27 protein-coding genes and 1 pseudogene are annotated in these 26,681 nt (G+C 71.2%); 18 read left to right on the top strand and 10 right to left on the bottom strand.

Annotated features, from left to right (window positions below; all coding sequences use genetic code 11):
- Positions 1 to 12: 12 nt before the first annotated feature.
- The gene (gene bagB / locus KIS93_RS34365) at positions 13 to 1,140 is read right to left on the bottom strand and encodes an ATPase BagB (protein ID WP_080043748.1); all 1,128 of its coding nucleotides are present in this window, start codon (positions 1,138 to 1,140) and stop codon (positions 13 to 15) included.
- Positions 1,137 to 2,138, bottom strand: coding sequence for an ATPase BagA (bagA, locus tag KIS93_RS34370; RefSeq protein WP_080043747.1), 1,002 nt, complete (start codon positions 2,136 to 2,138; stop codon positions 1,137 to 1,139). The genes bagB and bagA overlap by 4 nt, the downstream gene beginning before the upstream one ends.
- 77 nt (positions 2,139 to 2,215) lie before the next feature.
- On the opposite strand from bagA, the gene KIS93_RS34375 reads away from it, so the two are divergent.
- From KIS93_RS34375 to KIS93_RS34390, 4 genes are read left to right on the top strand one after another with little or no spacing between them, the layout of a single operon-like run.
- The gene (locus tag KIS93_RS34375) at positions 2,216 to 2,371 is read left to right on the top strand and encodes a Sp36 family protein (RefSeq protein ID WP_148438127.1); all 156 of its coding nucleotides are present in this window, start codon (positions 2,216 to 2,218) and stop codon (positions 2,369 to 2,371) included.
- Complete coding sequence (locus tag KIS93_RS34380; protein WP_186404575.1) at positions 2,368 to 2,829, top strand: RidA family protein; 462 nt, start codon at positions 2,368 to 2,370, stop codon at positions 2,827 to 2,829. Before KIS93_RS34375 ends, KIS93_RS34380 begins: the two co-directional genes overlap by 4 nt.
- 56 nt (positions 2,830 to 2,885) lie before the next feature.
- Positions 2,886 to 3,668 (top strand): NUDIX hydrolase, encoded by a 783-nt coding sequence (locus KIS93_RS34385; protein WP_080043745.1) that lies wholly within the window; start codon positions 2,886 to 2,888, stop codon positions 3,666 to 3,668.
- On the top strand, positions 3,665 to 4,456 hold the full coding sequence (locus KIS93_RS34390) for an MBL fold metallo-hydrolase (protein WP_080043744.1): 792 nt from the start codon (positions 3,665 to 3,667) through the stop codon (positions 4,454 to 4,456). The genes KIS93_RS34385 and KIS93_RS34390 overlap by 4 nt, the downstream gene beginning before the upstream one ends.
- 11 nt (positions 4,457 to 4,467) lie before the next feature.
- Here KIS93_RS34390 and KIS93_RS34395 read toward each other — a convergent pair whose 3' ends face one another.
- Both KIS93_RS34395 and KIS93_RS34400 read right to left on the bottom strand, forming a co-directional pair.
- Positions 4,468 to 5,148, bottom strand: a complete 681-nt coding sequence (locus tag KIS93_RS34395; protein WP_155128726.1) for a Crp/Fnr family transcriptional regulator — start codon at positions 5,146 to 5,148, stop codon at positions 4,468 to 4,470.
- Between the two features lie 159 nt (positions 5,149 to 5,307).
- Positions 5,308 to 5,760 (bottom strand): hypothetical protein, encoded by a 453-nt coding sequence (locus KIS93_RS34400; RefSeq protein ID WP_080043742.1) that lies wholly within the window; start codon positions 5,758 to 5,760, stop codon positions 5,308 to 5,310.
- Positions 5,761 to 5,848: 88 nt separating this feature from the next.
- Here KIS93_RS34400 and nth point away from each other — a divergent pair, with 88 nt between their 5' ends.
- Both nth and KIS93_RS34410 read left to right on the top strand, forming a co-directional pair.
- On the top strand, positions 5,849 to 6,583 hold the full coding sequence (gene nth / locus KIS93_RS34405) for an endonuclease III (protein ID WP_080043741.1): 735 nt from the start codon (positions 5,849 to 5,851) through the stop codon (positions 6,581 to 6,583).
- Between the two features lie 70 nt (positions 6,584 to 6,653).
- Positions 6,654 to 7,304 (top strand): NUDIX hydrolase, encoded by a 651-nt coding sequence (locus KIS93_RS34410; protein WP_080043740.1) that lies wholly within the window; start codon positions 6,654 to 6,656, stop codon positions 7,302 to 7,304.
- A gap of 3 nt (positions 7,305 to 7,307) precedes the next feature.
- Here KIS93_RS34410 and KIS93_RS34415 read toward each other — a convergent pair whose 3' ends face one another.
- A complete protein-coding gene (locus tag KIS93_RS34415; RefSeq protein ID WP_230465666.1) occupies positions 7,308 to 7,799 on the bottom strand; it encodes a HEAT repeat domain-containing protein in 492 nt (163 codons plus the stop codon).
- Positions 7,800 to 7,902: 103 nt separating this feature from the next.
- On the opposite strand from KIS93_RS34415, the gene KIS93_RS34420 reads away from it, so the two are divergent.
- The 3 genes from KIS93_RS34420 (at position 7,903) to KIS93_RS34430 (ending at position 10,738) form a co-directional block, all read left to right on the top strand.
- Positions 7,903 to 9,093 (top strand): MarP family serine protease, encoded by a 1,191-nt coding sequence (locus KIS93_RS34420; RefSeq protein ID WP_080043738.1) that lies wholly within the window; start codon positions 7,903 to 7,905, stop codon positions 9,091 to 9,093.
- 72 nt (positions 9,094 to 9,165) lie between these two features.
- Positions 9,166 to 10,128 (top strand): aldo/keto reductase, encoded by a 963-nt coding sequence (locus tag KIS93_RS34425; RefSeq protein WP_080043737.1) that lies wholly within the window; start codon positions 9,166 to 9,168, stop codon positions 10,126 to 10,128.
- A gap of 4 nt (positions 10,129 to 10,132) precedes the next feature.
- Positions 10,133 to 10,738: a TetR/AcrR family transcriptional regulator gene (locus KIS93_RS34430; RefSeq protein ID WP_080043736.1), complete on the top strand. Its 606-nt coding sequence runs from the start codon at positions 10,133 to 10,135 to the stop codon at positions 10,736 to 10,738.
- Here KIS93_RS34430 and KIS93_RS34435 read toward each other — a convergent pair.
- The 5 genes from KIS93_RS34435 to acs all read right to left on the bottom strand — a co-directional run bounded on the left by KIS93_RS34435 (position 10,735) and on the right by acs (position 15,888).
- Complete coding sequence (locus KIS93_RS34435) at positions 10,735 to 11,091, bottom strand: DUF309 domain-containing protein (protein WP_246005395.1); 357 nt, start codon at positions 11,089 to 11,091, stop codon at positions 10,735 to 10,737. The two genes, KIS93_RS34430 and KIS93_RS34435, sit on opposite strands and share 4 nt — an antisense overlap.
- An 82-nt stretch (positions 11,092 to 11,173) precedes the next feature.
- The gene (locus KIS93_RS34440; protein ID WP_080043734.1) at positions 11,174 to 12,094 is read right to left on the bottom strand and encodes an alpha/beta fold hydrolase; all 921 of its coding nucleotides are present in this window, start codon (positions 12,092 to 12,094) and stop codon (positions 11,174 to 11,176) included.
- Positions 12,084 to 12,527 carry a phage holin family protein gene (locus KIS93_RS34445; RefSeq protein ID WP_080043733.1) on the bottom strand — a complete coding sequence of 148 codons (444 nt, stop codon included), beginning with the start codon at positions 12,525 to 12,527 and terminating at the stop codon, positions 12,084 to 12,086. Before KIS93_RS34445 ends, KIS93_RS34440 begins: the two co-directional genes overlap by 11 nt.
- 31 nt (positions 12,528 to 12,558) lie before the next feature.
- Positions 12,559 to 13,761, bottom strand: coding sequence for a Na+/H+ antiporter NhaA (nhaA, locus tag KIS93_RS34450; protein ID WP_230465665.1), 1,203 nt, complete (start codon positions 13,759 to 13,761; stop codon positions 12,559 to 12,561).
- Between the two features lie 153 nt (positions 13,762 to 13,914).
- Positions 13,915 to 15,888: an acetate--CoA ligase gene (gene acs / locus KIS93_RS34455; protein WP_080043731.1), complete on the bottom strand. Its 1,974-nt coding sequence runs from the start codon at positions 15,886 to 15,888 to the stop codon at positions 13,915 to 13,917.
- A 780-nt stretch (positions 15,889 to 16,668) separates the two neighbouring features.
- Here acs and KIS93_RS34460 point away from each other — a divergent pair.
- From KIS93_RS34460 to KIS93_RS34495, 9 genes and pseudogenes are all read left to right on the top strand, one after another.
- Positions 16,669 to 17,520, top strand: a complete 852-nt coding sequence (locus KIS93_RS34460; protein WP_080043730.1) for a Fic family protein — start codon at positions 16,669 to 16,671, stop codon at positions 17,518 to 17,520.
- Between the two features lie 2,397 nt (positions 17,521 to 19,917).
- Positions 19,918 to 20,055: a hypothetical protein gene (locus tag KIS93_RS65900; RefSeq protein ID WP_246005434.1), complete on the top strand. Its 138-nt coding sequence runs from the start codon at positions 19,918 to 19,920 to the stop codon at positions 20,053 to 20,055.
- A 5-nt stretch (positions 20,056 to 20,060) separates the two neighbouring features.
- A complete protein-coding gene (gene ssd, locus KIS93_RS34465; protein ID WP_246005429.1) occupies positions 20,061 to 20,960 on the top strand; it encodes a septum site-determining protein Ssd in 900 nt (299 codons plus the stop codon).
- A gap of 67 nt (positions 20,961 to 21,027) precedes the next feature.
- Positions 21,028 to 22,175: pseudogene (locus KIS93_RS34470) on the top strand (TadA family conjugal transfer-associated ATPase).
- A gap of 418 nt (positions 22,176 to 22,593) precedes the next feature.
- Complete coding sequence (locus KIS93_RS34475; RefSeq protein WP_080043728.1) at positions 22,594 to 23,346, top strand: type II secretion system F family protein; 753 nt, start codon at positions 22,594 to 22,596, stop codon at positions 23,344 to 23,346.
- A gap of 428 nt (positions 23,347 to 23,774) precedes the next feature.
- Positions 23,775 to 24,179 (top strand): type II secretion system F family protein, encoded by a 405-nt coding sequence (locus KIS93_RS65905; protein WP_230465664.1) that lies wholly within the window; start codon positions 23,775 to 23,777, stop codon positions 24,177 to 24,179.
- Between the two features lie 1,218 nt (positions 24,180 to 25,397).
- A complete protein-coding gene (locus KIS93_RS65910; protein WP_230465663.1) occupies positions 25,398 to 25,865 on the top strand; it encodes a DUF4244 domain-containing protein in 468 nt (155 codons plus the stop codon).
- The gene (locus tag KIS93_RS34490) at positions 25,862 to 26,242 is read left to right on the top strand and encodes a TadE family type IV pilus minor pilin (RefSeq protein WP_080043725.1); all 381 of its coding nucleotides are present in this window, start codon (positions 25,862 to 25,864) and stop codon (positions 26,240 to 26,242) included. Before KIS93_RS65910 ends, KIS93_RS34490 begins: the two co-directional genes overlap by 4 nt.
- Positions 26,243 to 26,294: 52 nt before the next feature.
- The gene (locus tag KIS93_RS34495) at positions 26,295 to 26,654 is read left to right on the top strand and encodes an Rv3654c family TadE-like protein (RefSeq protein ID WP_080043724.1); all 360 of its coding nucleotides are present in this window, start codon (positions 26,295 to 26,297) and stop codon (positions 26,652 to 26,654) included.
- Positions 26,655 to 26,681 lie beyond the last annotated feature (27 nt).

Here is a 26,681-nt window from a genome sequence, read left to right on the forward strand (position 1 = left end):
CCGGCCGTACTTCTATGCGGTGGCCAGCAGGTTACCGATCTCCCGCAGACCCGTGAGATCGTGTACGTCCTCGGACATGGCGCGGACCTGCACCACGGGCACCGTGGGGTGGGCCGAGACGAAATGCTCCTGCTCGCGGCTCTCGCGAGCGGCGAGCTGCATTCGCCCGGCGTGCAGCCGCAGCACGGCGGCGGTGAGCTCGTGCTCGCCCCTCGACTCCAAGTCCTCCGCGGCGGCGGCGCTGCGGGCGGCGGAGAGCCCCGAGGCGGGCGAGACGTGCACCCGGTTGACCACCAGGCCGGCCAGGGGCATGCGCTCCTCGGCCAGGCGCTCGACGAAGTAGGACGCCTCGCGCATCGCGTCGCGCTCGGGCGCGGCCACCACGAGGAAGGCCGTGCCGGGCGCCTGCAGCAGCCGGTACGTCATCTCGGCCCGCTGCCTGAACCCGCCGAACACCGCGTCGAGCGCCGACACGAACGTCTGCAGGTCCTTGATCACCTGGGCGCCGAGCAGCTTCGTCATCGCTCCCGCCATCAGCCCGAACCCGGCGTTGAGCAGCCGGAACGCGCTGCGCCCTCCGGCCTTGGCGGGCGCCGTCAGCAGCTTGATGAACCGGCCGTCGAGGAAGCGCCCGAGCCGCTCGGGCGCGTCGAGGAAGTCGAGCGCGGAGCGTGAGGGCGGCGTGTCGACGATGATCAGGTCCCACTCGTCGGAGCGGCGCAGCTGGCCCAGCTTCTCCATGGCCATGTACTCCTGCGTGCCGGAGAAGCTGGAGGACAGGGACTGGTAGAAGGGGTTCGACAGGATCTGGCGGGCCCGTTCGGGGTCGGCGTGCGCCTCGATGATCTCGTCGAACGTGCGCTTCATGTCGAGCATCATCGCGTAGAGCTGGCCGCCGCCCTCGGGCGAGCTGACCAGGCGCGGGGTGTTGTCCAGCTCGGTCAGCCCCATCGACTGGGCCAGCCGCCTGGCGGGGTCGACGGTCAGCACGACCGCGCACCTGCCGCGCTCGGCGGCGCGCAGGCCGAGCGCCGCCGCGGTCGTGGTCTTGCCCACGCCGCCGGCGCCGCAGCAGACGATGATGCGGGTGCCCTTGTCGTCGAGGATGGCGTCGATGTCGAGCCGGGCGGGCTTTCTCACGCTGCTCCCTGGTTGCGCATGCTCTCTGCCAGCTCGTACAGGCCGGCCAGGTCCACGCCGTCGGCCAGCAGCGGCAGCTCGTACCTGGTCAGGCCGGCCTCGGTCAGCGACTCGCGCTCGGCGCGCTCCAGCTCGGTGCGGTGGGCGTGCTCCTCGACCTCCTCGGCCAGCGCCTCGGCCAGGGCCTGGGCCTGCGAGCCGTCGGTGACCCCGGCCGCCTTGAGTCCGACCGCCAGCTCCTCGGAGTCGAAGCGGCCCTTGACAGCCGTGTCAAGAGCGGCCTGGGGCAGCAGGGACTGCCGCACCATGTTGATGAAGATGCCACCCGCCGGGAGGCCGGCCGCGCGCAGCTCGGCGATGCCGTCGAGGGTCTCCTGCACCGGCATCTCCTCCAGCAACGTGACGAAGTGCACGGCCGTCTCAGGAGATTTCACGACACCGCTGACCAGCTCGGAGTGGTTCTTGATGGGCCCGACCCTGGCCAGGCCGGCCACCTCCTTGGTGACGTTCAGGAAGCGCGTGATGCGGCCGGTGGGCGGCGCGTCGAGCACGACGGCGTCATAGACGCGGCGGCCGTTCCTGCCCCGCCTGCGCACGGCCTCGGTGGTCTTGCCCGTGACGAGCACGTCGCGGAAGCCAGGGGCCACGGTGGTGGCGAAGTCGACGATGCCCATCTTGGTCAGCGCCCGGCCCGCCCGGCGCATCCCGTAGAACATCTCCATGTACTCGAGCATGGCCTCCTCGGGGTCGATGGCCAGCGCGTACACGTCGCCGCCGTCGGGCGCCACCGCGATCCTGCGCTCCTCGTACGGCAGCGGCGGCAGGTCGAAGATCTGCGCGATGCCCTGCCTGCCCTCCACCTCCACCAGCAGCACCTTGCGGCCGCCCGAGGCCAGGGCGAGAGCGAGGGCGGCGGCGACGGTCGTCTTGCCGGTGCCGCCCTTGCCGGTGACGACGTGCAGTCGTACGTCGGCCCAATCCGTGTCCGGAGAGTCCACGTTTCCACGCTACCGAACGGTCACTTGTCGTCCGCCTGCGACCAACCTTTGAGATTGCTCACACTAGTGTGATCCCCATGAAGAAATGGGAGTACCTCACGGCCCCCGTGTTGATCCACAACACGAAGATGATCCTCGACAACTTCGGCGCCGACGGCTGGGAGCTGGTCCAGATCGTCCAGGGTGCCACGCCCGAGCAGCTCGTCGCGTACTTCAAGAGGGAGAAGCAGTGACGACGCCCGAGCAGCGGGTCGAGGAGCTGGGGTTCACGCTGCCGGCGCCCGCCAAGCCCGCGGGCTCCTACCTGCCCGTCGTCCGCACCGGTGACCTGCTCTACACCTCCGGCCAGGTGCCGGTGATCGAGGGCAAGCTGCACCAGACCGGCAAGCTCGGCGTCGACCTGGGCGTCGACGAGGGCAAGGCGCAGGCCCGCATCTGCGTGCTCAACGCGCTGGCGGCGCTGAAGGCGGAGCTGGGCGAGCTGTCCAGGGTGCGGCGGATCGTCAAGGTCGTCGTGTTCGTGGCCAGCGCCCCCGACTTCACCGAGCAGCCGCAGGTGGCCAACGGCGCCAGCGACCTGCTGGCCGAGGTGTTCGGCGACCAGGGCAAGCATGCGCGCAGCGCCGTGGGCGTGGCCTCCCTGCCGCTGGACGCGCCCGTCGAGGTGGAGCTGATCGCCGAAGTCGGCTGAACGGGCATATGTCACCATGACCGAGTGATGTTCTAGAAGGAGGTCATGTGACCGGATTGCCGCTTCCAGCCGAGCTCGCCGACCGGGCGCGCGACGTCCTGGCCGGCCGGGTCCAGCCCGTGCCGGCCCGGGACGCCGCCACGGTCGTGCTCCTGCGCCCGGGCCCCGAGGTCTACCTGCTGCGCCGCAAGGCCACGATGGCCTTCGCCGCGGGCGCGTACGTCTTCCCAGGCGGCTCCGTGGACGCGCGCGACACCGACCAGGCCGTCGCCTGGGCCGGGCCGTCCCCCGCCGCGTGGGGCAAGATCTTCAAGGCGGACGAACGGCTGGCGCGCGGGCTCGTGTGCGCGGCCGTGCGCGAGACGTTCGAGGAGTCGGGCGTGCTCCTCGCCGGCCACGGGCCCGACTCCGTGGTGGCCGACACGACCGGCGACGACTGGGAGGCCGACCGGCTCGCGCTCATCGACCGCAGCCTCGGCTTCGCCGACTTCCTCGCCCGGCGCGGGCTGGTGCTGCGTACCGACCTGCTCAAGGCGTGGGCGCACTGGATCACGCCGGAGATCGAGCACAAACGCTTCGACACCCGCTTCTTCGTCGCCGTGCTGCCCGAGGGGCAGCGCACCCGCGACGTGGGCGGGGAGGCCGACCGGGTGGTGTGGCAGCGGCCCGCCGACGCCCTCGCCGGCGACTTCTTCCTGATGCCGCCCACCCGTGCCACCCTGGCCGAGCTGGCCGCGTACGACGACCTCGACGGCGTCCTGGCGGCGCGCCGCGAGATCGTCACGATCATGCCCAGGGCGGTCGAGATCGAGGGCGAGATGCGGCTGGTGACGTCGTGAGCGGCCTGCACATCCCCATCGGCACCCCCGACGGCTCCCGCACCGAGCACGCCGAGAACCTGCTCGCCCCCAACCCCTCCGCCATGACCCTCGACGGCACCAACACCTGGGTGATCGGCGCCGGCGAAGAGGTGATCGTCGTCGATCCAGGGCCCGACGACCAGGCGCACCTGAGCCGCGTACGCGACCGGCTCGGCGAGCGCCGCGTCACCACCATCCTGCTCACCCACGGCCACTTCGACCACAGCGGCGGCGCCCGCCGCTTCGCCCGCATGGTGGATGCCCCCGTCCGCGCCCTCGACCCGCGCCACCGGCTCGGCGAAGAAGGGCTCGGCGACGGCGACGTGGTCACCGTGGGCGGCCTGGAGGTCCACGTGTACGGCACGCCGGGCCACTCGTTCGACTCGCTGTGCTTCTGGCTGCCCGCCGACCGCGCCATGCTCACCGGCGACACCGTGCTCGGCCGCGGCACCACGATCATCGCCCGCGACGGCGGCCTCGCCGACTACCTGCGCAGCCTCGACCGCCTCAGAGCGGTCGCCGAGAGCCTCGACGCGCGCGCCCTCCTGCCCGGCCACGGGCCGGTGCTGCCCGACCCGATCGGCGCCCTCGACGGCTACATCGCGCACCGGCGCGAACGGCTCGACCAGATCAGGGCGGCGCGCGCACAGGGCGCCCGCACGCCCCGCGAGATCGTCAAGATCGTGTACGCCGACGTCGACCGCTCACTCTGGCCCGCCGCCGAGATGTCAGTGGTGGCCCAGCTCGACTACCTCGACTCGCCCTGACCGGCCCCGGCTCACCTCGACCGGTTGTAGAGCCGGTCCATGTCGAGGATGACCACGGCCTTCGCCTCGATCCGCAGCCAGCCGCGCTGCGCGAAGTCCGCGAGCGCCTTGTTGACCGTCTCCCGCGAGGCGCCGACGAGCTGCGCCAGCTCCTCCTGCGTCAGGTCGTGGTGCACCCGCAGACCGTCATCGGTCTTGTTGCCGAACCGCTCGGCCAGATCGAGCAACTGCTTGGCCACCCGCCCCGGCACGTCGGTGAAGACCAGGTCGGCCAGCACGTCGTTGGTGCGGCGCAGCCGCTGCGCCAGCGCGCGCAGCAGGTGCAGCGCCACCTCGGGCCGGCCGGTCAGCCAGGGCCGCAGGTCGTCGTGGCCCAGCCCGGCCAGGCGCACCTCGGTCAGCGCCGTCGCCGTGGCCGTGCGCGGCCGCGGGTCGAACAGCGACAACTCGCCGAACATCTCGCTCGGCCCCAGCACGCTCAGCAGGTTCTCCCGCCCGTCCGGGGAGGTGCGGGAAAGCTTGATCTTGCCTTCCAGCACGACGTAGAGCCGGTCGCCCGTCTCGTTCTCGTGGAAGAGCGTCTGCCCCTTCGACAGCTGGACCTCGGTGATGCTCGTGCGCAGCGCCGCGGCGCTCTCGCGGTCCAGCGCGGCGAACAGGGGGGCCTTGCCCAGCACATCTTCGGTGTTCACTCTGCCTCCTCTGCTGCCATTGTGACTCACCCCACTCCAGGCAGCACACATCAGGTTATGGGAATGCCGGAGTGTTCTGGGCTTGCCCAGGTGCGTGGAGTCCCGGGGGAAAGGTACCGGACGACCGTTTCCGTACTGTGACCGGACCGGCTCCTGGGCTCAGCCGGCCTGCGACAGGAGGTCGTCCACCGAGGCGACCGCCGCCGCCATCGAGCGGCTGAGCAGGACGCGGAGGACGTCCACCGACTTCGGGCGAGCCGCCGGGTCGGGGAGGCGGCACTGCTGGATCGCGATGCGCAGCGCCGGCGTCAGGACGCGCAGGTCGCCGTCCTCGGTGCCGGTCGCGGCGAAGACGACCAGGTCGGCCCAGGCGCGTACGTCGTCCGCCGCCGGCATCGGGCCGGGGGAGGGGACGGTCTGCCAGCCGATGAGCACCTGCCCGTGCGCGCCGAGCGCCACGCTCTCCTTGGTGGGCCTGATGCCGGTGGTGCCGCGCGCGTGCAGCTTGGCCAGGGCGGCCACGCAGCTCACGGCCAGCCGGTGCAGCGCCTGCCCGCGCAGTGGTCCTGCCTGCTTGACGAAGTCCGCCAGTGTCGAGCCCTGATCACCCATGGCCGAACCCCCTTCCGATGCACCGGGTTGTACGCGGTCGGGGCCGTCTTGGGTTCAACCGTTCGCGGGAGCTTCTACTCTTGCGGGCATGGCGACGAACGCGGCGACGAACGCGGCGGGGCGCAAGCCGGAGACCCAGCTGGCACTGGTGCGGCGGGCGCGCAAGATGAACCGCATCCTCGCGGAGACCTACCCTGACGCCCATTGTGAGCTCGACTTCCGCAATCCGCTGGAGCTGCTGGTCGCGACGATCCTCTCCGCGCAGTGCACGGACAAGCGGGTCAACATGGTCACCCCCACCCTTTTCGCGAAATATCCGACGGTGGAGGACTATGCCGCCGCCGACCGGGAGGAGATGGAGGAGATCATCCGCTCCACCGGCTTCTTCCGCGCGAAGACCAACAGCATCATCGGCATGGCGCAGGCGGTCTGCGACCGGTACGGCGGCGAGGTGCCCGCCAAGCTGAAGGACCTCGTCACGCTGCCCGGCGTCGGCCGCAAGACGGCCAACGTGGTGCTCGGCAACGCGTTCGGGGTGCCGGGCCTGACCGTCGACACGCACTTCCAGCGCCTCGTACGCCGCTTTGGCTGGACCGAGGAGACCGACCCCGTCAAGATCGAGCACGTCGTGGCCGAGCTGCTCCCCAAGCGCGAGTGGACGATCTTCTCCCATCGGGTGATCTGGCACGGCCGCCGCATCTGCCACGCCCGCCGGCCCGCGTGCGGCGTGTGCCCGCTGGCCGCGCTCTGCCCCTCGTACGGCACCGGTCCCACCGGCCAGGCCGAGGCGCAGAAGCTCGTCCGATCCGGCCCGTTCTCCTGATGACGGGAAGCCACCGGCCCGTTCTCCTGATGCGGGGAAGTCATTCGCGGCGCGGCGTGTTGGAGGATGCGTGACCCAAGTGCCCGACTGGCTGGAGAGACTGGCGGCGCAAGCGCAGCGGATCCGGGTTCCCGCCCCCCTCCGGCCCCCCGACGGGCGCGGGCGCGAGGCCGCGGTGCTGATGTTGTTCGGCGAGGGGCCGCACGGCCCTGACGTGCTGCTCATCCAGCGCAGCACGCGCGGGCGCCGGCACGCGGGCCAGCCCGCCTTCCCCGGCGGCGGCGTGGACCCGGAGGACGCGGGGCCGGTCGAGGCCGCGTTGCGGGAGGCCGAGGAGGAGACCGGGGCCGACCCGCGCGGGGTGCACGTCATCTGCACGATGCCCGAGCTGTACCTGCCCTACAGCGACAACCGCGTCACGCCGGTGATCGCCTGGTGGCGGGAGCCGTCGGCGGTGCACGCGGCCTCGCCTGACGAGGTCGACTCCGTCGAGCGGGTGCCGATCGCCGAGCTGGTCGATCCCGCCAACCGGGTCATGCTGCGGCATCCGCGGGGCACGGCGGGGCCGGCGTTCCGGGTGCGGGGGATGCTGGTGTGGGGGTTCACCGCGATGATCCTCGACACCGTCCTGCGTGAGGGCGGGCTCGAACGGCCGTGGGATCCGACGCGCATGGAGGACCTGCCGCCCGACGTGGTGCGGCTCTCCGCCCGTACCGGCTGAGACTCAGCGCGCCGACCTGAGCGCGACGCCGAGCGCGGCCCAGCCGGCCACGTCGGCGTCGCTGTCGGCCGCCAGCGTGCGCAGCGTCTCCAGCCCCGCCCTGTCGGGCGGGTCGCCGAGCACGTGCTGCAGCGCGTACGCCGCCCCGTACCTGACCCGCGGGTCCATGTGACCGGCCAGGTCGATCACGGACGGGAGCGAGCGCGGGTCCGCCAGGTGACCGAACGCGATCAGCACCGAGTAGAGCACCACGGCGTCGTCCTCGCTGGCGGCCAGGTAGCGCAGCACCGGCAGCGTCCGGTCCACGAACGGCCGCAGCATGCCCATGATGTCGACGCCGAGCAGCCGCTCCTCCACGGTGTCGGCGGCGCACAGCCGCCTTGCCTCGATGAACGACTCCAGGTCGCCGCGCTGGCGCAGCAACGAGATGACGTGCCAGCGCAGCGGGCCGTCAGGATCGGTGTCGCGCAGGGCAGCCTGGATGAGTTCGCGCACTGTTCCCTCGTCCGGCGGCATACCGCTCAAGATAGCCAGGTGAGTGACGTCGTCCTGATCGAAGACGTGCACACTTGACCGTATCGCTGGTTACCTTTGAAGCGTGCGCGGTGATCTGCTTGACCTCATCTTGATCGGCCTCGTGATCGCCTTCGGCATCTCGGGTTACCGGCAGGGTTTCATCATCGGGGCGATGAGCTTCGTGGGGTTCGTGGGCGGCGCCGTGCTGGGCGTGTTCATCGCGCCTCCGGTCTCGAAGGCGGTCGTCGACGGTGACACGCCGCAGGCGTTGCTGGCGATCGTGATCGTGTTCCTGTCGGCGACCATCGGGCAGTTCGCCTCCTCGACGCTCGGCGCCGTCGTGCGCAGCCACGTCACGTGGGAGCCGGCGAAGATGGCCGACGCGATCGGCGGCACGTTCGCGAGCGCGCTGTCGGTGCTGGTCATCGCGTGGCTGATCGGCTCGCTCATCGTCTCCACCGCGTTCAGCCCGCTCGTCGACCAGGTGAAGAACTCCGCGCTGCTCACCACCGTCGACGACGCCATCCCGCAGGCCGCGCGCAACTGGCAGCAGCCGTTCAAGAAGTTCATCGACCGCTCGGAGTTCCCGCCGGTCTTCGACGCGATCGGGGCGGGCGCGCTGATCGACGTGCAGCCGCCCGACCAGAGCGTGCTGCAGGGCGCCAAGCTGGGCCGGGCCCGCGAGGCGATCGTGAAGGTGCAGGGCGACGCCCAGAGCTGCAACAAGCACATCGAGGGCACCGGCTTCGTCTACGCGCGCGGCCGCATCATGACGAACGCGCACGTGGTCGCCGGCGTCACCCGCGACCTCCAGGTCATCGACCACAACGGCGACCGCCACGCGGCCACGGTCGTGCGCTACAACCCGCGCCGCGACATCGCCGTCCTCTACGTGCCGGGGCTCGACCTGCCGCAGCTCTCCTTCGACGGTGAGGGGCGCCGCGGCGACAACGCGATCATCGCCGGCTTCCCCAAGGGCAAGGGCTTCACCGCCGAGCCGGCCAGGATCGGCAGCCAGCTCGAGGCCGAGGGCCCCGACATCTACCGGGAGAACACGGTCCGGCGGAAGGTGTACGCGATCCGCGGCCAGGTGCTGCCGGGCAACTCCGGTGGGCCGCTGCTCACGGTCGACGGCCAGGTCTACGGCGTGATCTTCGCGGCGGCGATCAACGAGGAGCAGACGGGTTACGTGCTGACGGCCGAGGAGGTCGCCCCCGACGCCTCGGCGGGCCGCAACGACACGACGCCGGCCAGCACGCAGGAGTGCGACTGATCGTCCCGACTTCGGTTCCCTTCTTTCGCGTGCCCCTATGTGATAGCCTTTCACAATGTGAAAGCTCATCACATGGTACGGCTTGGACGGACGGACATCGAGATCTCCCCGGTCGGGCTGGGCTGCATGCAGTTCGCCGGCACCGGCTACGTCGCGCGGTGGATGGTCAGGCCCATCGACCAGGAGAGCGCCACCTCCGTCGTACGCGCGGCGCTCGGCGGCGGCGTCACCTGGTTCGACACCGCCGAGATGTACGGCAACGGGCGCTCCGAGGAGATGCTGGCCAGCGCGCTCAAGGCGTGCGGCGTCGCCCCGGGCGAGGTGACGGTGGCCACGAAGTGGGTGCCGCTGGGCCGTACCGCGGCCAGCATCACCAGGACGATCGGCGACCGCCTGCGCCACCTCGGCGGCTTCCCCGTGGACCTGCACCAGATCCACATGCCCACCGGCTCGCTGTCGAGCCTCCCGGCCCAGCTCAAGGCCATGGCCCTGCTGCTCAAGGCGGGCCGGATCCGCTCGGTCGGAGTCAGCAACTTCTCCGCCCGCCAGCTGGAGCTCGCCCACCGCGTGCTCGCCGCGGAAGGCGTCACGCTGGCCTCGAACCAGGTGCGGATCAGCCTGCTGCACCGCGACGTCGAGCGCGACGGCGTCCTCGACACCGCCCGCCGGCTGGGCGTCACGCTGATCGCGTACTCGCCGCTGGAGGGCGGGCTGCTCACCGGCCGCTTCCACGACGACCCCGCGCTGGCCCGGTCGGCGCCCGTGATGCGCCGGTTCTTCGGCCGCCGCGAGCTGAGCGCCCAGGGGCTCGCCCGTACCAGGCCGCTGATCGAGGAGCTGCGCGCGATCGGCAAGGCGTACGGCGCGTCCGTCTCGCAGGTGGCCGTCAACTGGGTCATCACCCGGTACGGCGACACCGTCGTGGCGATCCCCGGCGCGTCCAAGCCGCGCCAGGCGGCCGAGGCGGCGGGCGCCATGGGCTTCCGCCTCACCGAGGCCGAGATCGGCCGGCTGAACGCGCTCTCGCTACCCTGATGCGGTGCCAAGAACCGCCAGACGCGACCGTTACCACCACGGCGACCTGCGCGCCGCGCTCATCGACACCGCGATGGAGCTGATCGCCGAGCAGGGGGCGCAGGGGTTCTCGCTGGCGGAGGCGAGCAGGCGGCTCGGCGTCGCCGTCAGCGCCCCCTACCGGCACTTCGCCGACCGCGACGAGCTGCTGGTCGCGGTCGGGGTGCGCACGGGGGAGCTGCTGGTCGCGGCCGTGACGGCCGAGCGCGGGGGCGACGCGCCTGAGGAGCGGCTGGTGGCGGTCGTGCGCGGGTACGTCCGGTTCGCCGCCCGGCACCGGGCCCTGTTCGAGACGCTGCTCAACCTGATCACCCCCGAGGGGGAGCCGGAGCTGGACCGCGCGATGCGTCCCGTCAAAGCCGCCTTCCACGACGCCGCCACGGCCCTGTCCGGCGGCGACCCGGCGGCGGCGCAGGCGCTCGGGATGGCCGTGATCGCGACCGCCGACGGGCACGCGGGGCTGCTGCACCGGGGGACGTTCGGGACGGGGGAAGAGGCGGTGGAGACGGCGGTGCGCCAGGCGGCGGCGGCCACCCGCGCCCTGGTCGCCGGCCGCGCAGCACTCGGTTAGGTGGGCAGCTTGTCGAGGATCAGGGCGATGGCCTCGGCGGGGTCGGTGTCCTGGGTCAGCGACGAGGCCGCCTTGCCGACGGGGTCGTACGCGCCGCCGTACGACTGCGCCTTGGCCGCGCCCCGGCTGAAGAGCGTCATCGCGCCGCGCCCGTTGCCGCGCTGGAGGTGCGTCAGCCCGACGCAGATCTGCGCCAGCCCCTGCCACAGCTCCCGCTCCTCCTCGGGCGCGCACTTCCACCGCCCCTCGAACACCTCGTGCGCGTTGAACGGCAGCCCCTCCTCCAGGAAGCGCCGCCCGTCGGCCAGCGCCTGCTCGGTGGTGGGGGCGTAGTCGTCGGGCACCCTGGGCATGCCGGGGGACCCGTAGGGGAGGGCCGGCCGTAGGCGTCGCGCGGCCGGGCGTTGCGCGGCCTGCCCTCGGGGTCGCGGTCTCTCATCGGTCGGGCTCCGGATCGTCCAGCCAGCCGAGCAGCTCGGTGTCGAACACGTCGGGAATCTCCTCGTGGGGGAAGTGGCCGGCCCCTTCGAACAGCCGCCACCTGTAAGGTGCCGCGACGTAGCGGCTCGAACCCTGCGCCGTGCGCGGCAGCACGCTGGGGTCGAGCGCCCCGTGCAGGTGCAGCGTGGGCGCCTCCACCTCGGTACGCATGAGCCGCGCGTACCGCCGCCCGTCGGGCCGCAGCTGGGAGCGGCCGAACCAGCGGTGGTACTCCAGCGCGCAGTGCGACACGGCCGGGATCCTGAACGCCTCCCGATACGTCCGCGACTCCTCCTGCTCCGGCCAGCCGGGCCGCGACCGCTCCTCCAGCAGCCGCCCGACCAGCGCGGCGTCGTGCCGGGTGAGCCGCCGCTCGGGCAGCAGCGGGAGCTGGAAGCCGATCGTCCTGCGGCTGGCCCTGAGCTGCCCGAAGGGGTCGGTCAGGAGGGCGTTGCGCAGCCGCAGCGGGTGGGGCGCGGACACGGCGACGAGCCGGCGCACGCACTTGGGGTCTTGTGCGGCCATCGTCCAGGCCAGCAGCCCGCCCCAGTCGTGCCCGACCACGACCGCCCCGGTCTCGCCGAGCGCCCTGATCAGCCCGGTCGCGTCGGCCGCCAGCGTGGGCAGGTCGTAGCCGCGCGGCGGCTTGTCGCTGCCGCCGTAACCGCGCAGGTCGGGCGCCACGGCGCGGAAGCCGGCCGCGGCCAGCGAGACGAGCTGGTGCCGCCACGTCCACCAGAACTGCGGGAACCCGTGCAGCAGCAGGACCAGCGGGCCCTCGCCGGCCTCGACGACGTGGAAGCGGGTGCCGCCCGCGTGCACCGCGCGGTGCGTCCAGGGGCCCTCGATGTGGACGACCGACTCGTCAGGAGCCATCGCGGGTCACCGGCTCGCGATCCGGGCCGAGCGCGGGCAGCGGCGCCTGCCCGTCAGGCGTGGCGATCTCCTTGAGGTCCTTGATCGAGCGGGCCGTCCGCTTCATCCCGGCCAGCCCCTTGAGCCGGCGCACCCCGACGAGCACCGCGAGACCCGCCGCCACCAGGTAGACCACGGTGACGATGAGGAAGGCGAGCCAGTTGGGCATGACCTGGGCCAGTGCGTACGCGATCGTGAACGAGGCGAGGATCAGGCACAGGTGCGCCGCGAACGCGGCACCGGCGAACAGCCCGGCCGCCGTTCCGACCCGCTTGGCGTCGAACCTGAACTCGGTCTTGGCCAGCTCGATCTCCGAGCGGATCAGGTCCGAGATGTGACTGCTCGCCTGGGCGACCAGCGAGCCCAGGGATTCTTCCTCGGGAGTCTGCGGCATGAACGTCTCCTATCGAGGCCTGGTGGCCGTGTCAAACATCATCCAGCGCAATACGACGCTTGCGTACCCGTATCTTCAGCAGCACCGCCGCCAGAATCGACGCGATGACGCTGGCCGCGAGGATCCCGGTGGTGACGGCCTCGGCGCGCTGCCGATCGTCGCCGTACGCGAGGTCGCCGATCAGCAGTGACACCGTGAACCCGATCCCGGCCAGCAACGACACCGCCGCCATGTCCCGCCAGTGGAGCTCCTCCGACAGTCTCGCCAGGCCGAGCCGCACCGACAGCCAGGCACCACCGAACACGCCGAGGAACTTACCGAGTACGAGTCCCGCCATCACTCCCAGAACTACCCGATCGGCAAAGATAGCGCCGACACTCGATCCGTCCAGCTTCACCCCCGCCGACACGAACGCGAAGACGGGCACGGCCAGGCCCGCCGACACCGGCCGGAAGTAGTGGTCGGCCGCCTCGGCGGGGGAGCGGCTCTCGTGCGGGGCGGTCGTGACCCTGGTCATCAGGCCGAGCGCGACGCCCGCGACGGTGGCGTGCACGCCGCTGACCTCGACGCAGTACCAGGCGGCCACGGCGAGCGGCACGAGCGCCCAGGGGCTGGTGACCAGGCGGCGCTGGAGCAGCCCGTACGCGGCGACGAGCGCCGCCCCGAGCACGAGCATGGGGACGTTCACGCGTTCGGTGTAGAAGACGGCGATGACCGCGATGGCGCCGAGGTCGTCCACGACGGCGCAGGTCAGCAGGAACGCGCGCAGCGCGGCGGGCATCGCGCCGGCGGTGACGGCGAGCACGGCCAGGGCGAAGGCGATGTCGGTGGCGGTCGGGATCGCCCACCCGCGGGCGGCGTCCTGCGCCCCCCAGCTCACCAGCAGGAACACGATCGCGGGCAGGACCATGCCCGCGAGGGAGGCGATGATGGGCAGGGCGGCCTTGCGCGGGTTCGACAGCTCGCCGTGGACGAACTCCTCCTTGACCTCCAGCCCCGCCACGAAGAAGAAGATCGTCAGCAGGCCGTGCTGGGCCCACTGGTACAGCTCCATGGGGCCGAGTGAGGCGTGGCGGAGCGCTTCGTAGCTGTCGTTGGAGACGTTCGCCCAGAGCAGGGCGACGATGGCGGCGGCGAGCATGATGACGCCGCCGATCGTCTCCGTGCGCAGGGCCTCGGCGAGCGCGCGGGCATAGCGGGCGCCGGTGGGGAAGGGCCACTTCTCGGTACGCACGGATCTCCTTCGGCCGGTCGGCATGACGCTCTTGTCGCTTTCCCTGCTTCGCCGACCAGACTTCCCGGCACACCTGCCCACTAGCGTACCGATATAAGGCCGCATGCCCCGAAATGTCGGGACATGCGGCCTCGTGGGCTGTTTCCTAGTGACTCAGTCTTCGGACTTCGCCGAGGGGAGCTTCTCCGAGATCAGGTTCATCACCGTGCTGTCGGCCAGCGTGGTGACGTCGCCGATGCTGCGGTTCTCGGCCACGTCGCGCAGCAGGCGGCGCATGATCTTGCCGGACCGGGTCTTGGGCAGCTCCGGCACCACCAGGATCTGGCGCGGCTTGGCGATCGGGCCGAGCGTCTTGGCCACGTGGTTACGCAGCTCGGCCGCGATGTCCTCGCTCTCCTCCGCCGTGCCGCGCAGGATCACGAACGACACGATGGCCTGGCCGGTCACCGGGTCGGTCGCGCCCACGACCGCCGCCTCCGCCACCTTCGGGTGGCTGACCAGCGCGCTCTCCACCTCGGTGGTGGAGATGTTGTGGCCGGAGACCAGCATGACGTCGTCGACGCGGCCGAGCAGCCACAGGTCGCCGTCCTCGTCCTTCTTGGCGCCGTCGCCGGGGAAGTACATGCCCTCGAAACGGCTCCAGTAGGTGTCGATGTAACGCTGGTCGTCGCCCCAGATGGTGCGCAGCATGGACGGCCACGGCTCGCGGACGACGAGGAAGCCGCCCCCGCCGTTCGGGACGCTGTTGCCCTGGTCGTCCACCACGTCGGCCACCACGCCCGGCAGCGGGCGCATGGCCGCGCCCGGCTTGCCCGCCGTGACGCCGGGCAGCGGGCTGATCATGATGGCGCCGGTCTCGGTCTGCCACCAGGTGTCGACGACCGGGCAGCGCTCGCCGCCGATGTGCTCGCGGTACCAGACGTACGCCTCCGGGTTGATCGGCTCGCCGACCGAGCCCAGGATGCGCAGGCTGGACATGTCGTACTTGGCGGGGATGTCGTCGCCCCACTTCATGAACGTCCGGATCGCCGTCGGAGCGGTGTAGAGGATCGTGATCTTGTACTTCTGCACGATCTCCCAGAACCGGCCCCGGTGCGGGGTGTCGGGGGTGCCCTCGTAGATGACGCTGGTCGCGCCGTTGGCCAGAGGGCCGTACACGATGTACGAGTGACCCGTCACCCAGCCGATGTCGGCGGTGCACCAGTAGATGTCGGTCTCCGGCTTGAGGTCGAAGACCGCGTGGTGCGTCCAGGCGGTCTGCGTCAGGTAGCCGCCCGTGGTGTGCAGGATGCCCTTCGGCCGGCCGGTGGTGCCGCTGGTGTAGAGGATGTACAGCGGGTCCTCGGCGTCGTGCGGCTCCGCGGTGTGCTGGTCGCTCTGGCGCTCCACCAGGTCGTGCCACCACACGTCCTTGTCGCTGGTCGCGACCTCCTGGCCGGTACGCCGTACGACCAGGACGTGCTCCACCTGCGGGCACTCCGCGACGGCCTCGTCCACCGTCGGCTTGAGCGCGCTCGGCTTGCCCCTGCGGTAGCCGCCGTCAGCGGTGATGACCACCTTGGCGTCGGCGTCGTCGATCCGGCTCTTCAGCGCGCTCGCCGAGAACCCGCCGAACACCACCGAATGGATCGCCCCGATCCGGGCGCAGGCCAGCATCGCGACCGGCAGCTCGGGGATCATCGGCATGTAGATGGCGACCCGGTCGCCCTTGCCCACACCCAGCTCCACCAGGGCGTTGGCGGCCTTGCTCACCTCGCGCTGCAGGTCGCTGTAGGTGATCGTGCGGGTGTCGCCCTCGGGCTCGCCCTCCCAGTAGTACGCGACCTTGTCGCCGCGCCCCTCCTCGACGTGGCGGTCCACGCAGTTGTAGGCGACGTTCAGCTCGCCGCCCACGAACCACTTCGCGAACGGCGCCTTCCACTCCAGCGTCGTGTCCCACCGCTTGGCCCAGGTCAGCCGCTCAGCCGCGCGCTCCCAGAAGGCGAGGCGGTCCGCGGCGGCCTCGTTGTACGCGGCTTCGGTCACGTTCGCGGCCGCCGCCAGGTCAGCCGGCGGTTCGAACCGGCGATTCTCCTTCAGCAGGTTGGACAGCGCCTGGGTCTCGTTACCAGCGGTCTCCGGGGCCACCTCGTGCTCCTTCTATGGCCAGATTGGTCAGGTTCGTGTCCCACTTCACCAGCTCATGACCGTCGTACACAAGAGGTCTAGACAGGTCTGTACCGAGTCCGTGGGGGCGGGTGATGATTATCGGCGTGCATTACAAATGCTATTGAAATGTTGTCATCCTGAAATCGTGAGAATACGCGACGCGGGGAAGGGGTCCTGCTTTCTGGGTCCCCTCGTCGGCGGATTTATCGACGTACGAGGGCTTGCGGGGTTTCCGGCGCGACGGCCGAGAGCTTGGCGCGATTCCGGTGCGGCCCCCTGGGCTTCGCTCACTCTCCGCCATCTGCTACCCACCAAGCGTCAGCTTGGGTGGCACGTCCTGCTCGTGTGCGGGGTGCGCCTGGTCGCGGGCGGGATCGTCCTGGTCGCGCGTGGAATGTGACCTCCTGGTGCGTGGGCGCGACCTCCTTGTCCGTGGGATTCGGTCCTATTCGCGGGGGCGGGGACGGGACCGCCTCGCGCGTGGGACGGGGACTTCCTCGCAGGTAGGACGTGGACTTCCTCGCGCGTCGGGCGGGGACTTCCTCGCGCGTGGGACGTGGACTTCCTCGCGCGTCGGGCGGGGACTTCCTCGCACGTGGGACGTGGACTTCCTCGCACGTCGGGCGGGGACTTCCTCGCACGTCGGGCGGGGACTTCCTCGCACGTCGGGCGGGGACTTCCTCGCACGTGGAGAGGGACCTCGTCGCACGTGGAACGCGTCCTACTCGTGGGCGGGGGTGCGAGCTACTCGCACGTGGGATGCGACCTCCCCCTCGGCCTCACCTGCGAGATGCGTCGTCCTACTCGCGGGTAAGGTCAGGTTCTGTGAGTGACCCAGACCCGCTGGCCGTCATCGCCCAGCTCCCAGGAGTCCCGGAGGCGGTGGACGAGGCCAGGCAGGCCGTCGACCGGCTCTACCGCCACCGTGTCCTGCGCCGGGCCAGCCCCGCGGTGTCCACCGAGTCGTCCCTGCGCGGGGCGCGCGCCTCGGCCGCCATCGAGGGCGCGGACGTGCCCCTCGACGTCCTGCGCCGCGACGAGGCCCACGACCCGCTCGTGCAGGGGGCGCTGCGCGCGTCCGCCGAGATGGGCAGGCTGGGCTCGACCTGGAGGAAGGCGCCCAGGCAGGTGCTCGCCCGGCTGCACGCGGTCGCCGCCGCCGGCCTCGCCCCGCAGGAAGCGCTCGGCCGCCCCCGCGCCACAGACGACGCCCCCGACCCGCTCGCCCTCGGCCCGTCCCTGAGCGCCGTCGACACCGCGGCCCGCATGGAGGGCCTGCTCAGCCTGCTCTCGAACCCCACCAAGGCCCCCGCGATCGTGCTCGCCGCCGTGGTGCACGCCGAACTGGCGGTGCTGCGGCCGTTCGGGACGGCCGACGGGATCGTGGCCCGCGCGGCCGGGCGGCTGACGCTCGTCGAGTACGGGCTCGACCCGAAATCGCTGGTGGCGGTGGAGGTGGGGCACCTGGAGCTGCCGTACGCGGAGGCGCTGCGCGCCTACCTGGGGGGCTCACCGGAGGGCGTCGCCGCCTGGGTACAACACTGTGCCTCCGCGGTAACCCTCGGAGTCCGCGAGACGACCGCGATCTGTGAGGCCATGCAGCGCGGCTGACGCCTGGATGCGCGTTCGTGACATAGCTGACGGCGTCCCAGTCATGGAACGCCGTCTGCCGGTGCATCACACCGGGTTACCAAGCGTGCACCTCAATCCGTCGGAGCGGGTCAAGCCCGTCACGACGCGCCTCCCGCGGCTGGTCGCACGTGGGTGCCCGGCTGATGCACCCGGACAAGTGGTCCGTGTCCCCTTTCTACGACGGATCCGCCCTGATGGGAACCCCTCGGACCAAGACCTTTACCCATGCATGGCCCGACCGCTCCCGCTCCGGCCCGCCCGCCTCCCACCGCCTCGGTTATCAACCTGTGACGATCACTCTCCGTGATCTCCTTTATGTGATCGTTATCGGGTGGCGAAAAAACTTGGCGAAAATGCGAGATTGCTGCTCGACGAAACTCGCGTCGATCGGGCAGCATACGGTGGTATCGCCCGAAACTGGAGCGCCCTCGTACGGGATTGCTTTGCAAGTCCCTTGCCAGGCTCCGGTCCAGTGATGAAAGCTTTCTTCTGAAACGGGACCGGCTCTACCCCCCCGGAGCCGGACCGATCAGGCGACCCCGCTCTCCCCCCGGCGGGGGTCGCCCCTTTTCCCGCCCCACCCACCACGCTCCGCCCCAGGCCCCCCAGCCACCACCCACCCCGAACCGCCACTACCCCACCGCGAACCGCCGCCTTCAGCCGGCCTCAGGCCCGCTATCTCAGCCTCGGGCCCGTCTCACATATCCCGGCGGTCAGCCCGCCGCGGACCGCCGCCCCCAGCCGGCCTCAAGCCCCAATCTCAGCCTCGGGCCCGTCCCACATACCTCAGCGGTCAGCCCGCCGCGGATCACCGTCCTCAGCTGGTCGCGGGCCTCAGCCTCAGGCCGACCCCAGCCTCAGGGCCGCCCGGAGCTCGTGTGCCGAGGCCCGTACCCCTGGTCGCCGACCCTCGCCCAAGCCCCGGTCCCAACCTAGGCCTCCAGGTCCGACCCAGTGCGGGCACTCAGCCCAGCCCCAATGTCGGCCATCGCCCCCCGGCCCCTTGCTTCGGCCCCGCCCTCTCGGCCCCGCGGCCCTCGCCCTGGCACCACATTCCGGCTCCAGCCTGTGCGCCCCGGCCCAGCCCCTGCCCGGTCGTCGGCCTCCGCCTGCGCGTGCCCAGCGGCCCCAGCTCTCGGCCTCCAGCCCAGCACGCTCCAGCGCGTGTACCTCACCCTGGCCCTCGCGCGGTCATCGGCCTCGCCCTGGCTCCGTCCTGGCACTACGCCCCGGCCTTCGCCCCGGCGCCACGCTCCCACCCAGCTTGTGCGCCCCAAGGCGGCCTTTGCCCGGCCGTCGGCCCCCGGCCGTCGGCCCCCGGCCCCATGCCTCGCCCTCCCGGCCGGTCCGGTGCTGCCGTTGTGTGTCATGACGACTCCTCTCATAGCCTTCATGCCTTGCCCTCGGCTCGGCCCTTGCCCTCGGCTCGGCCCTTGCCCTCGGCCCGGCCCTTGCCCTCGGCCCGGCCCTTGCCCTCGGCCCGGCCCTTGCCCCGGCCGGCGGCCCCACCTGCCCATGCCCCAGCGGCCCAGCCCTCAGCCCCTCTCAGCCCCAGCCCAGCCCCCGCCTAATCATCGGCTCGCTGCCCCTGGCCCAGGCTTCGGCCCCCACCCCCTCGGCCCTCGCCCCCGGCACTTCGCCCTCTCGCCCTCCACCTCTCGTCGGCTTCCTGCTGCAGCCGCCCTTCACCGGGCGCCCGCCCCTCCGCTCCCTCCGCCAACGGCCATCACCGCCTCGCCGCGCCTACCGGGTTTATGCGCACCCCTGCGTCCGCGCTCGGCACCCGTACCCTGAGCCCGCATGCCGCGCCTGCGCTCGCACCTCCGCTCGTGCGCCTGCATGCCGCACCGCATTCCGCCCCTCGTCCACGTGCCATCTCGCAACCCACCTGCGTCCTGCCGCGCCTGCCTTCCGCACGCCCCAGCACGCCCTCACCCGAGAACAAGCGCCCACGAACCAGGCACCGCCCCTACCGTCAGCACGCCTTCCACCCGCAAACACGCGCCCACCCACCAGCACCCCCATCCGCGAGCATGCCCCCCGTGAGCACGCCCGCGAGCACGCCCCTCTCGCGAGCACGCCCCCGCAGCACGCTCGACCTGTCGGCGGCCAGCACGCGCCCGCGCCAGCATGCGCCCACCACCAGCACAGGCGCCCCTCAGACCACGCGGGCCAACCCGCCCGAAAAGCAGGCCCACCAGCCCAATCCAGGCCCAGGACCCAACACAGGCCCCCAACCACGCCGCGTTATCCACAGCCCGCCCACCCGGACCCACCCTCATCCCCAGAACCCGATTCGGCCGCACCCCTCCGCCCCCACCTCCACCAAACTCGGCCTCCCAACAGCCCAACCCCCGCCACCACCGGGAGGCCGACATGCACCGCCCCTTGGCCATCACCGAAGACCCCGCCCTCCTCGACGACCTGGTCCGCATAGCCGCCGCAGCAGGCGCCCAGCTCAACGTGGCCCCACCCCCGCCCACGCCCGCCCGTTCTGGAACCTCGCCCCACTGATCGCCATAGGCGCCGACCAGGCAGAGCCGGTGGCAGCCACCTCACCCCCACCCAGAGACCAGGTCCTCCTAGTGACCAGAGACACCGAAGACCCGGACACGTGGCGAAAATGCGTAGCAGTAGGGGCTCAATCACTCGTGACCCTCCCCACCGACGAACGCCACCTGGTGGACAGATTCGCCGACGCCATGGACCCCGACCCCCGCTCAGGCGCCGTGATCTGCCTGATAGGCGGCCGAGGCGGCGCAGGCGCGAGCGTCCTGGCAGCGTGCCTGGCCCTGCGAGCCTCGACCGACCACCTCCGCACCCTCCTGGTGGACGCCGACCCGCTGGGCGGCGGCATAGACGCGCTACTGGGCCACGAGGAGGCGACGGGCGCCCGCTGGGCGGACCTGGTGGCCAGGGAAGGCAGGATCAACTCCAGCGCGTTGCAGGCGGCCCTCCCGGCGTTCGGCGACCTGGCTGTCCTCTCCTTCCACAGAGGCGACGTCGACGCGATCCCCCCTCAAGCCATGCGCTCGGTCCTCGAGGCAGGCAGCCGGGGCTTCGACCTGGTGGTCGTGGACCTCCCCAGGCACCTCGACCCGTCCGCGACGGAGGCCCTGTCCAGAGCGAGATCCACCCTGCTGGTGGCCACCGCGGACGTTCGCGGCATCCTGTCGGCCGTCCAGGTCTTGTCGGAGCTGCGCGAGCACACGGCCGACATCCGGGCGATCCTCCGCCCGGGCATCCTGGACGACGACACGGCCATGACGGCTCTCGGCATCCCCTCGGCTGGCACCCTGCCCGACCAGCCCAGGCTCACGGCCACCCTCAACCGGGGCGAGCTCCCAAGACTGGGCCCCCGCACCGTTCTGGGCGCCCTCTGCACGTCCCTCCTCCGAGACCTCCTGCCCCCCTCATGATCCAACACCCCACCACCCTCAGCCCCCGGAAGCGCCCGCCCGGCAACCGTCCCCCTCAAGCTCTCCCATCTCCCCAGAGCTGGTGGAGGCGGTACGCGTACGCCTGGCCAGAACGGGCACGGAGCCCACCGCCGCCCAGGTGGCCCTGGCCTTGAGGGCCGAGAAGTCCGTCTACGGCGACGCAGAGATCCTCGCGATCGCCCGTGCCCTGTGCGCCGACCTGATAGGCGCAGGCCCTCTGGAGCCTCTCCTGGCCCGCCCGGACGTGACGGACGTCCTGGTCAACGGCCCACGAGAGGTCTGGACAGACGACGGCACCGGCCTGCACCGCACCCCGATCACCTTCACCGACGACGGCTCCGTCCGCCGCCTGGCCCAGCGCCTCGCGACCGCGGCCGGCAGACGCCTCGACGACGCCTCCCCGTACGTGGACGCCCGCCTCCCCGGCGGCGTACGCCTCCACGCCGTGCTCCCCCGGTCGCCTCCGGCGGCACCTGCATCTCCCTCCGCCTGCCACCCCGCCGCGCCTTCACCCTGAACGACCTCGTAACGGCGGGCACGGTCACCCAGGCCGCGATCCCGGTGCTCACCGCCATGGTCACCTCCAGGCTCGCCTTCCTCGTCACGGGCGGCACAGGCACGGGCAAGACCACGCTCCTGTCCGCCCTCCTCTCCCTGGCCGACCCAACAGACCGCCTCCTTCTGGTCGAGGACTCAGCCGAGCTCCGCCCCCTCCACCCTCACGTGGTCCGCCTGGAAACCCGCCCGGCCAACCTGGAGGGCGCCGGCGGCGTAAGCCTGCGCGACCTCGTACGCCAGGCACTCAGAATGCGCCCCGACCGCCTGGTGGTCGGAGAGGTACGAGGCCCCGAAGTTGTCGACCTCCTGGCCGCCCTGAACACAGGCCACGAGGGCGGCTGCGGCACCCTCCACGCGAACACGGCAGCCGACGTCCCCCCACGCCTGGAGGCTCTGGGCTGCGCGGCAGGCCTCTCAAGAGAGGCGGTACACAGCCAACTGGCAGCAGCCCTCGACGCGGTCATCCACCTGACACGAGGCCGCCCCGACGGCCGAAGACGCATAGCCGAAATCTGCCTCCTCTCCAGAACACCGACCGGCCTGGTCGAATCCATCCCGGCCCTCACCTTCGACCCCCAAGGCCACACCCACCCCGGCCCCGGCTACACCGCCCTAACCCAACGAACCCAACTCTGACACCCACCCGCCCAGCCCACCCGCCCAGCCCACCCGCCCAGCCCACCCGCCCAGCCCACCCGTTCAGCCCGCCCGTTCAGCCCGCCTCGGTCCGCCAGTTCCGTTCGTGCGCCCGCACCCGCCAACCAGCCCGCCCAATCCGGCCAGCTCGCCGAACCGCCCAACCCAGTCCGGTACCCCGCCCACCAACCAGCCCGGCTCCGCCCCCAGTCTGGCCCAGCACCTCCGTCCGCTCGGCCGCACCTACCAACAAGCCCGCCCAGCCCAACGCAGTTCGCCACCTCGCATCCGCCAGCCCAGCCCGGCCCGCAGTCGAGCCCGGCCCGCCGGCCCAGTGCGGCGCGCCAACTCAGCCCGTCCGCCAGCCCGCACCGCCCACCCGCCCCGAAAAGGGAGAGCCGAAGAGAAAAGGAGCCCGATGACCAGCGCCGTGATAGCCGCGCTGTCCGCAGCCTGCGCCATATGGCTGTGGACAGGCCCCACCCCAGCCACAACCCGCCTGAACAAGCTGCTGCTCTCACCGACCCCGGGCCCACCCTCCTGGGCATCCATGCTCAAACGGCTCACTCACGCCACCACGATCACCGGCACCATCACGGGCAGCATCCCCGCCACCCCAGCCCGCCGCGCCGACGCCTGGCGCCGAGCGTCGATCGAGCTGTGCCAAGCCCTCGCAGCCGAACTCTCCGCCGGCCGCACCGCGAGCGATTCCCTGACCAGAGCCATCACAGCGGTGGACCTCCCCGACCCCGACCTTCTACGCCCTGTCATCGCGGCCGCAAGGGACGGCGGCGACGTGGCAGCGGCCCTGACTTCGTCAGCCCCTCAAGAAGGAGGCGAAGGAATCCGCCAGTTGGCGGCATGCTGGGAGGTCAGTACTACGGCAGGCGCAGCTCTGGCCGCGTTGGTGGACCGGGTCGCGCATACGCTACGAGCCGCCCAGGCCCATCGTCAGGACGTCGCGGCACAGCTGGCAGGCCCCCGCACCACGGCCCGCATGCTGGCCGTCCTTCCAGCACTGGGTCTCCTCATGGCCGCAGCCCTGAACATGCACCCCCTGTCCTTCCTGCTCGGCACCTTCCCCGGCCTCATGTGCCTGATGACCGGCATCACCCTGGACGTCTGCGGCCTGTGGTGGACCAACCGCATGGCCACCCACGCCCAGACCTGACCGATCGGACCCCGATGTTCCAGCTTCTCTCGGCCATCTGCGCCACGTTGTCCGCCTGGCTCTGGCTCTCCCCCCGAACACCCGCCGACCGCCTGACCAAGCTCCACCCCCCGAAAAGAACATCAACCTCCCACCCAACAGCAAAACCCCATGAGACACCCCACCTCCCTCCAAACCCCCTCGACCTCCCACCCTGGCAACCCCCAACCCAGGCCCCTCCCCGCCTCGGCTGGCTGACCCGCAGAACAGCCCTCCCCGCCACCTGCGTCGGCCTACTCTCCGCCCTCCTGATCGGAGGCACCCCAGGAGCCCTGGCAGCCCTCCTCATCACCCCTGCGACAGCCCTGTTCCTCCACAGAAGACAACCCTCGCAATCCCACCTGGACCGCCAGCGCACAGCCGCCGACCTCCCGTTCGCAGCCGACCTGATGACCGCTTGCCTACGAGCGGGCCGCCCAGTGGCCGCCGCCACCGAAACCACCGCCAAGGCGATAGGCGGCCCCGTAGGCGAACGCCTGACATGGGCCAGCACCCAACTACGCCTGGGCGCCGACCCCGACCCCACCTGGGCCTCCCTGGCAAAGGACCCTGCGATGGGCCAGCTGGCGCGCGCCATGAGCCGAGCAACCCAGAGCGGCGCCCCCATGGCCGACGTCCTGACCCGCCTGTCCGACGACGCCAGGGACGCCTCGAGAGCCACGGCCGTAGCAGCAGCAAGAAGCGTCGGCGTCAAGGCCGTAGCCCCGCTGGGCCTGTGCTTCCTCCCGGCCTTCGTCCTCCTGGGCATCATCCCGGTAGTAGCCGGCCTCGCCTCAGCGATCGTCCTCCCCTAACTCTCAAACCAGCCCCAACGAGCCCCGCCGGACTGCTTTCCCACCAGAAACCCAACCCACCCCGCCTGACCGACCCCGCCTGACCGACCCCGCCTGACCGACCCCGCGTGACCGACCCCGCGTGACCGACCCCCGCCTGGCCGACTCGCGCCTGGCCACCCAGGCCTGGCTCACCCCGCCTAATCCCACCTCGCGAAACCAGGCCAAGCCGCACACACGCCTGCCACCGCGATCGCCGCCACGCCAGACCACCTGCGGAGCTTTGCCCCGTCCGGCTACGGCAAATCCACCCCGCCGCACTCACCCCGCTCCACCCACCCAGCCGCATCCAACCCGCGCGCCCACCCCGCCACGCCCACCCGGCCATGCCCACCAGAGTCACCGCCGCAGGGACCCGGCCACGCCGCCGGACCATGCATGCCACGTGCGGCTACGACGGCGCCGAGACACGCCATGCGGAGGGCACCACGTCAGCTCACCACGGCGCCGAGGCGCGCCTGGCGGAGGGCGCCACGTCAGGCCCCGCGGCGACCGTCACGTCTGGGCCACCCCGCGCGGGGCCAAGTCACGTTTGGTCACGCCAAGGCCACCTCGCGCCATGCCAGATCCACCACAGTCACCGCCGCGGCGGTTCGGTCACGCCACATCAGTCCATGCATGCCATGTCCGGCCACTACGGCACCGAGGCACATCTTGCGGAAGGCGCCACTTCAGGCCAATGCGGCCATTGCCACGCCACACCGACCGCGCCCGACCATCCGCGCCAGACCAAGTCACGTCCGGCCATGTCAGCCCACCCCGCGCCCAGCTACGCCAGGCCACTGCGGCCACTGCCACGTCGGGCCACTCGCGCCGCACCATGCCACGTTGATCACCCATGCCATGCCGGTTCACCCCCACGCGAACCACGTCCCATGAAGGCGCTTGTCCCATGAAGGCGCCACCTCACGCGAAGGCGCCATGTCACGCGAAGGTGTCACATCGCGCCGCCGCATCCCCCCACACAGGGCCACCTCACGCCAAATCAGGCCGCCGCGCTAGGAGGCCGGGCCGGCCCTCCATAGCGGCACACCTTTCGGGCCCTCTTATCCACAGGCCGACATCTGCCTTCCTGCCGCATCCACAGAACGCGGTTCGGTCCACAACTCCCACCCCCGCCTCGGACACCCTTGAACTCCCGCCGGACAAGACCCCGGCCCCGCAACCCCTGGAGGCAAGATGCACAGTCCCGCCATCACGCCAGACGACATCGCAGCCGCCCCAGCCAGCAACCCGGCCGCCGACTCGGCTGCACGCTCAGCCAGCGAGCCAACCACTGATCAAGCCTTGAACGCAGCCGCCACCAAAACCTCGATCCTCGCCGCTGCCACAACCTTGAACTCAGCCGTCAACCAGGCATTGAACCGGACCACCACGGATAGCCCTCTGAACTCGGCCGTCGGCCGGTCCATCCCCTCCGCAGTCATCGATCGACGTCGCATCAGCAGCCCCCGCCCACGCACCCACAAGTGGCTCCACTACGCGGCAAGTCACCGAGAGCGCGGCATGTCGACCGCCGAATACGCCGTAGGAACGATCGCCGCCTGCGCCTTCGCCGCGCTCCTCTTCAAAGTGGTGAACAGCCCTGAGGTCCTGGAGATGCTGACCTCACTCATCAGCCGAGCACTCAACACCGGACAGGGATGACCCCGCGCCATACGCGGACCTTCGAGAGCATCATGCGGTCGGCATCGCGCGGCTCGGTTACGGCCGAGACCGCCGCGATGCTGCCCGCCCTCATGGTCGTCCTAGCCGCCGGGCTCTGGGCGATCCAGGCCGTCGGCGTCCAGCTCGAATGCGTGGACGCCGCCCGGCTGGCCGCACGAGCCGCAGCCAGAGGCGAGCCGCTGGAACAGGTCCGCGCCGTCACCCGAGCAGCCACCGACCCGAATGCCCAAGTAGCCATAACCCGAGACCCCGAACTCACCAAGGTGCAGATCACAGTCGAAGTACGCCCTTCCTGGGGCGAATCCCTGCCAACAGTCCGCGTTTCAGCCGCAGCGACAGCAGCCACCGAAGAGTGACACCGAGTTCCACCCGCAGTGCCCAGACCCGCACGAGCATCAGGAGACGACCATGCACCCCAAAGACCGCGGCTCGGCCACCCTGTGGGGCGTCGCGCTCATGGGCCTGTTGATGGCGACCGCCACGGCCCTTGCCACAGTGGGCTCCGTGCGCGTGGCTCGCCACCGCGTCAACAGCGCCGCCGACCTCAGCGCCCTCGCAGCCGCCAAACTCGCACTGATCGACCCCGAAGGGGCCTGCCACAGGGCCTCCGAGTTAGCCGCAGCCAACGGCGTCAAGCTCACCGACTGCCAGATAAAGGACGATGTAGTCGATGTATGGACCGAGTTGCCCATCTCGCTGCCGTTATTAGGCACCCGCACTGTCCAGGGCAGGTCCCGCGCCGGTCCTTCGACATCGACGTCCAACTGACGATGTGAATGGGCGGTCGTTGCAGGG

This window comes from [Actinomadura] parvosata subsp. kistnae, from assembly GCF_900323885.1.
GTDB lineage: Bacteria > Actinomycetota > Actinomycetes > Streptosporangiales > Streptosporangiaceae > Nonomuraea > Nonomuraea composti.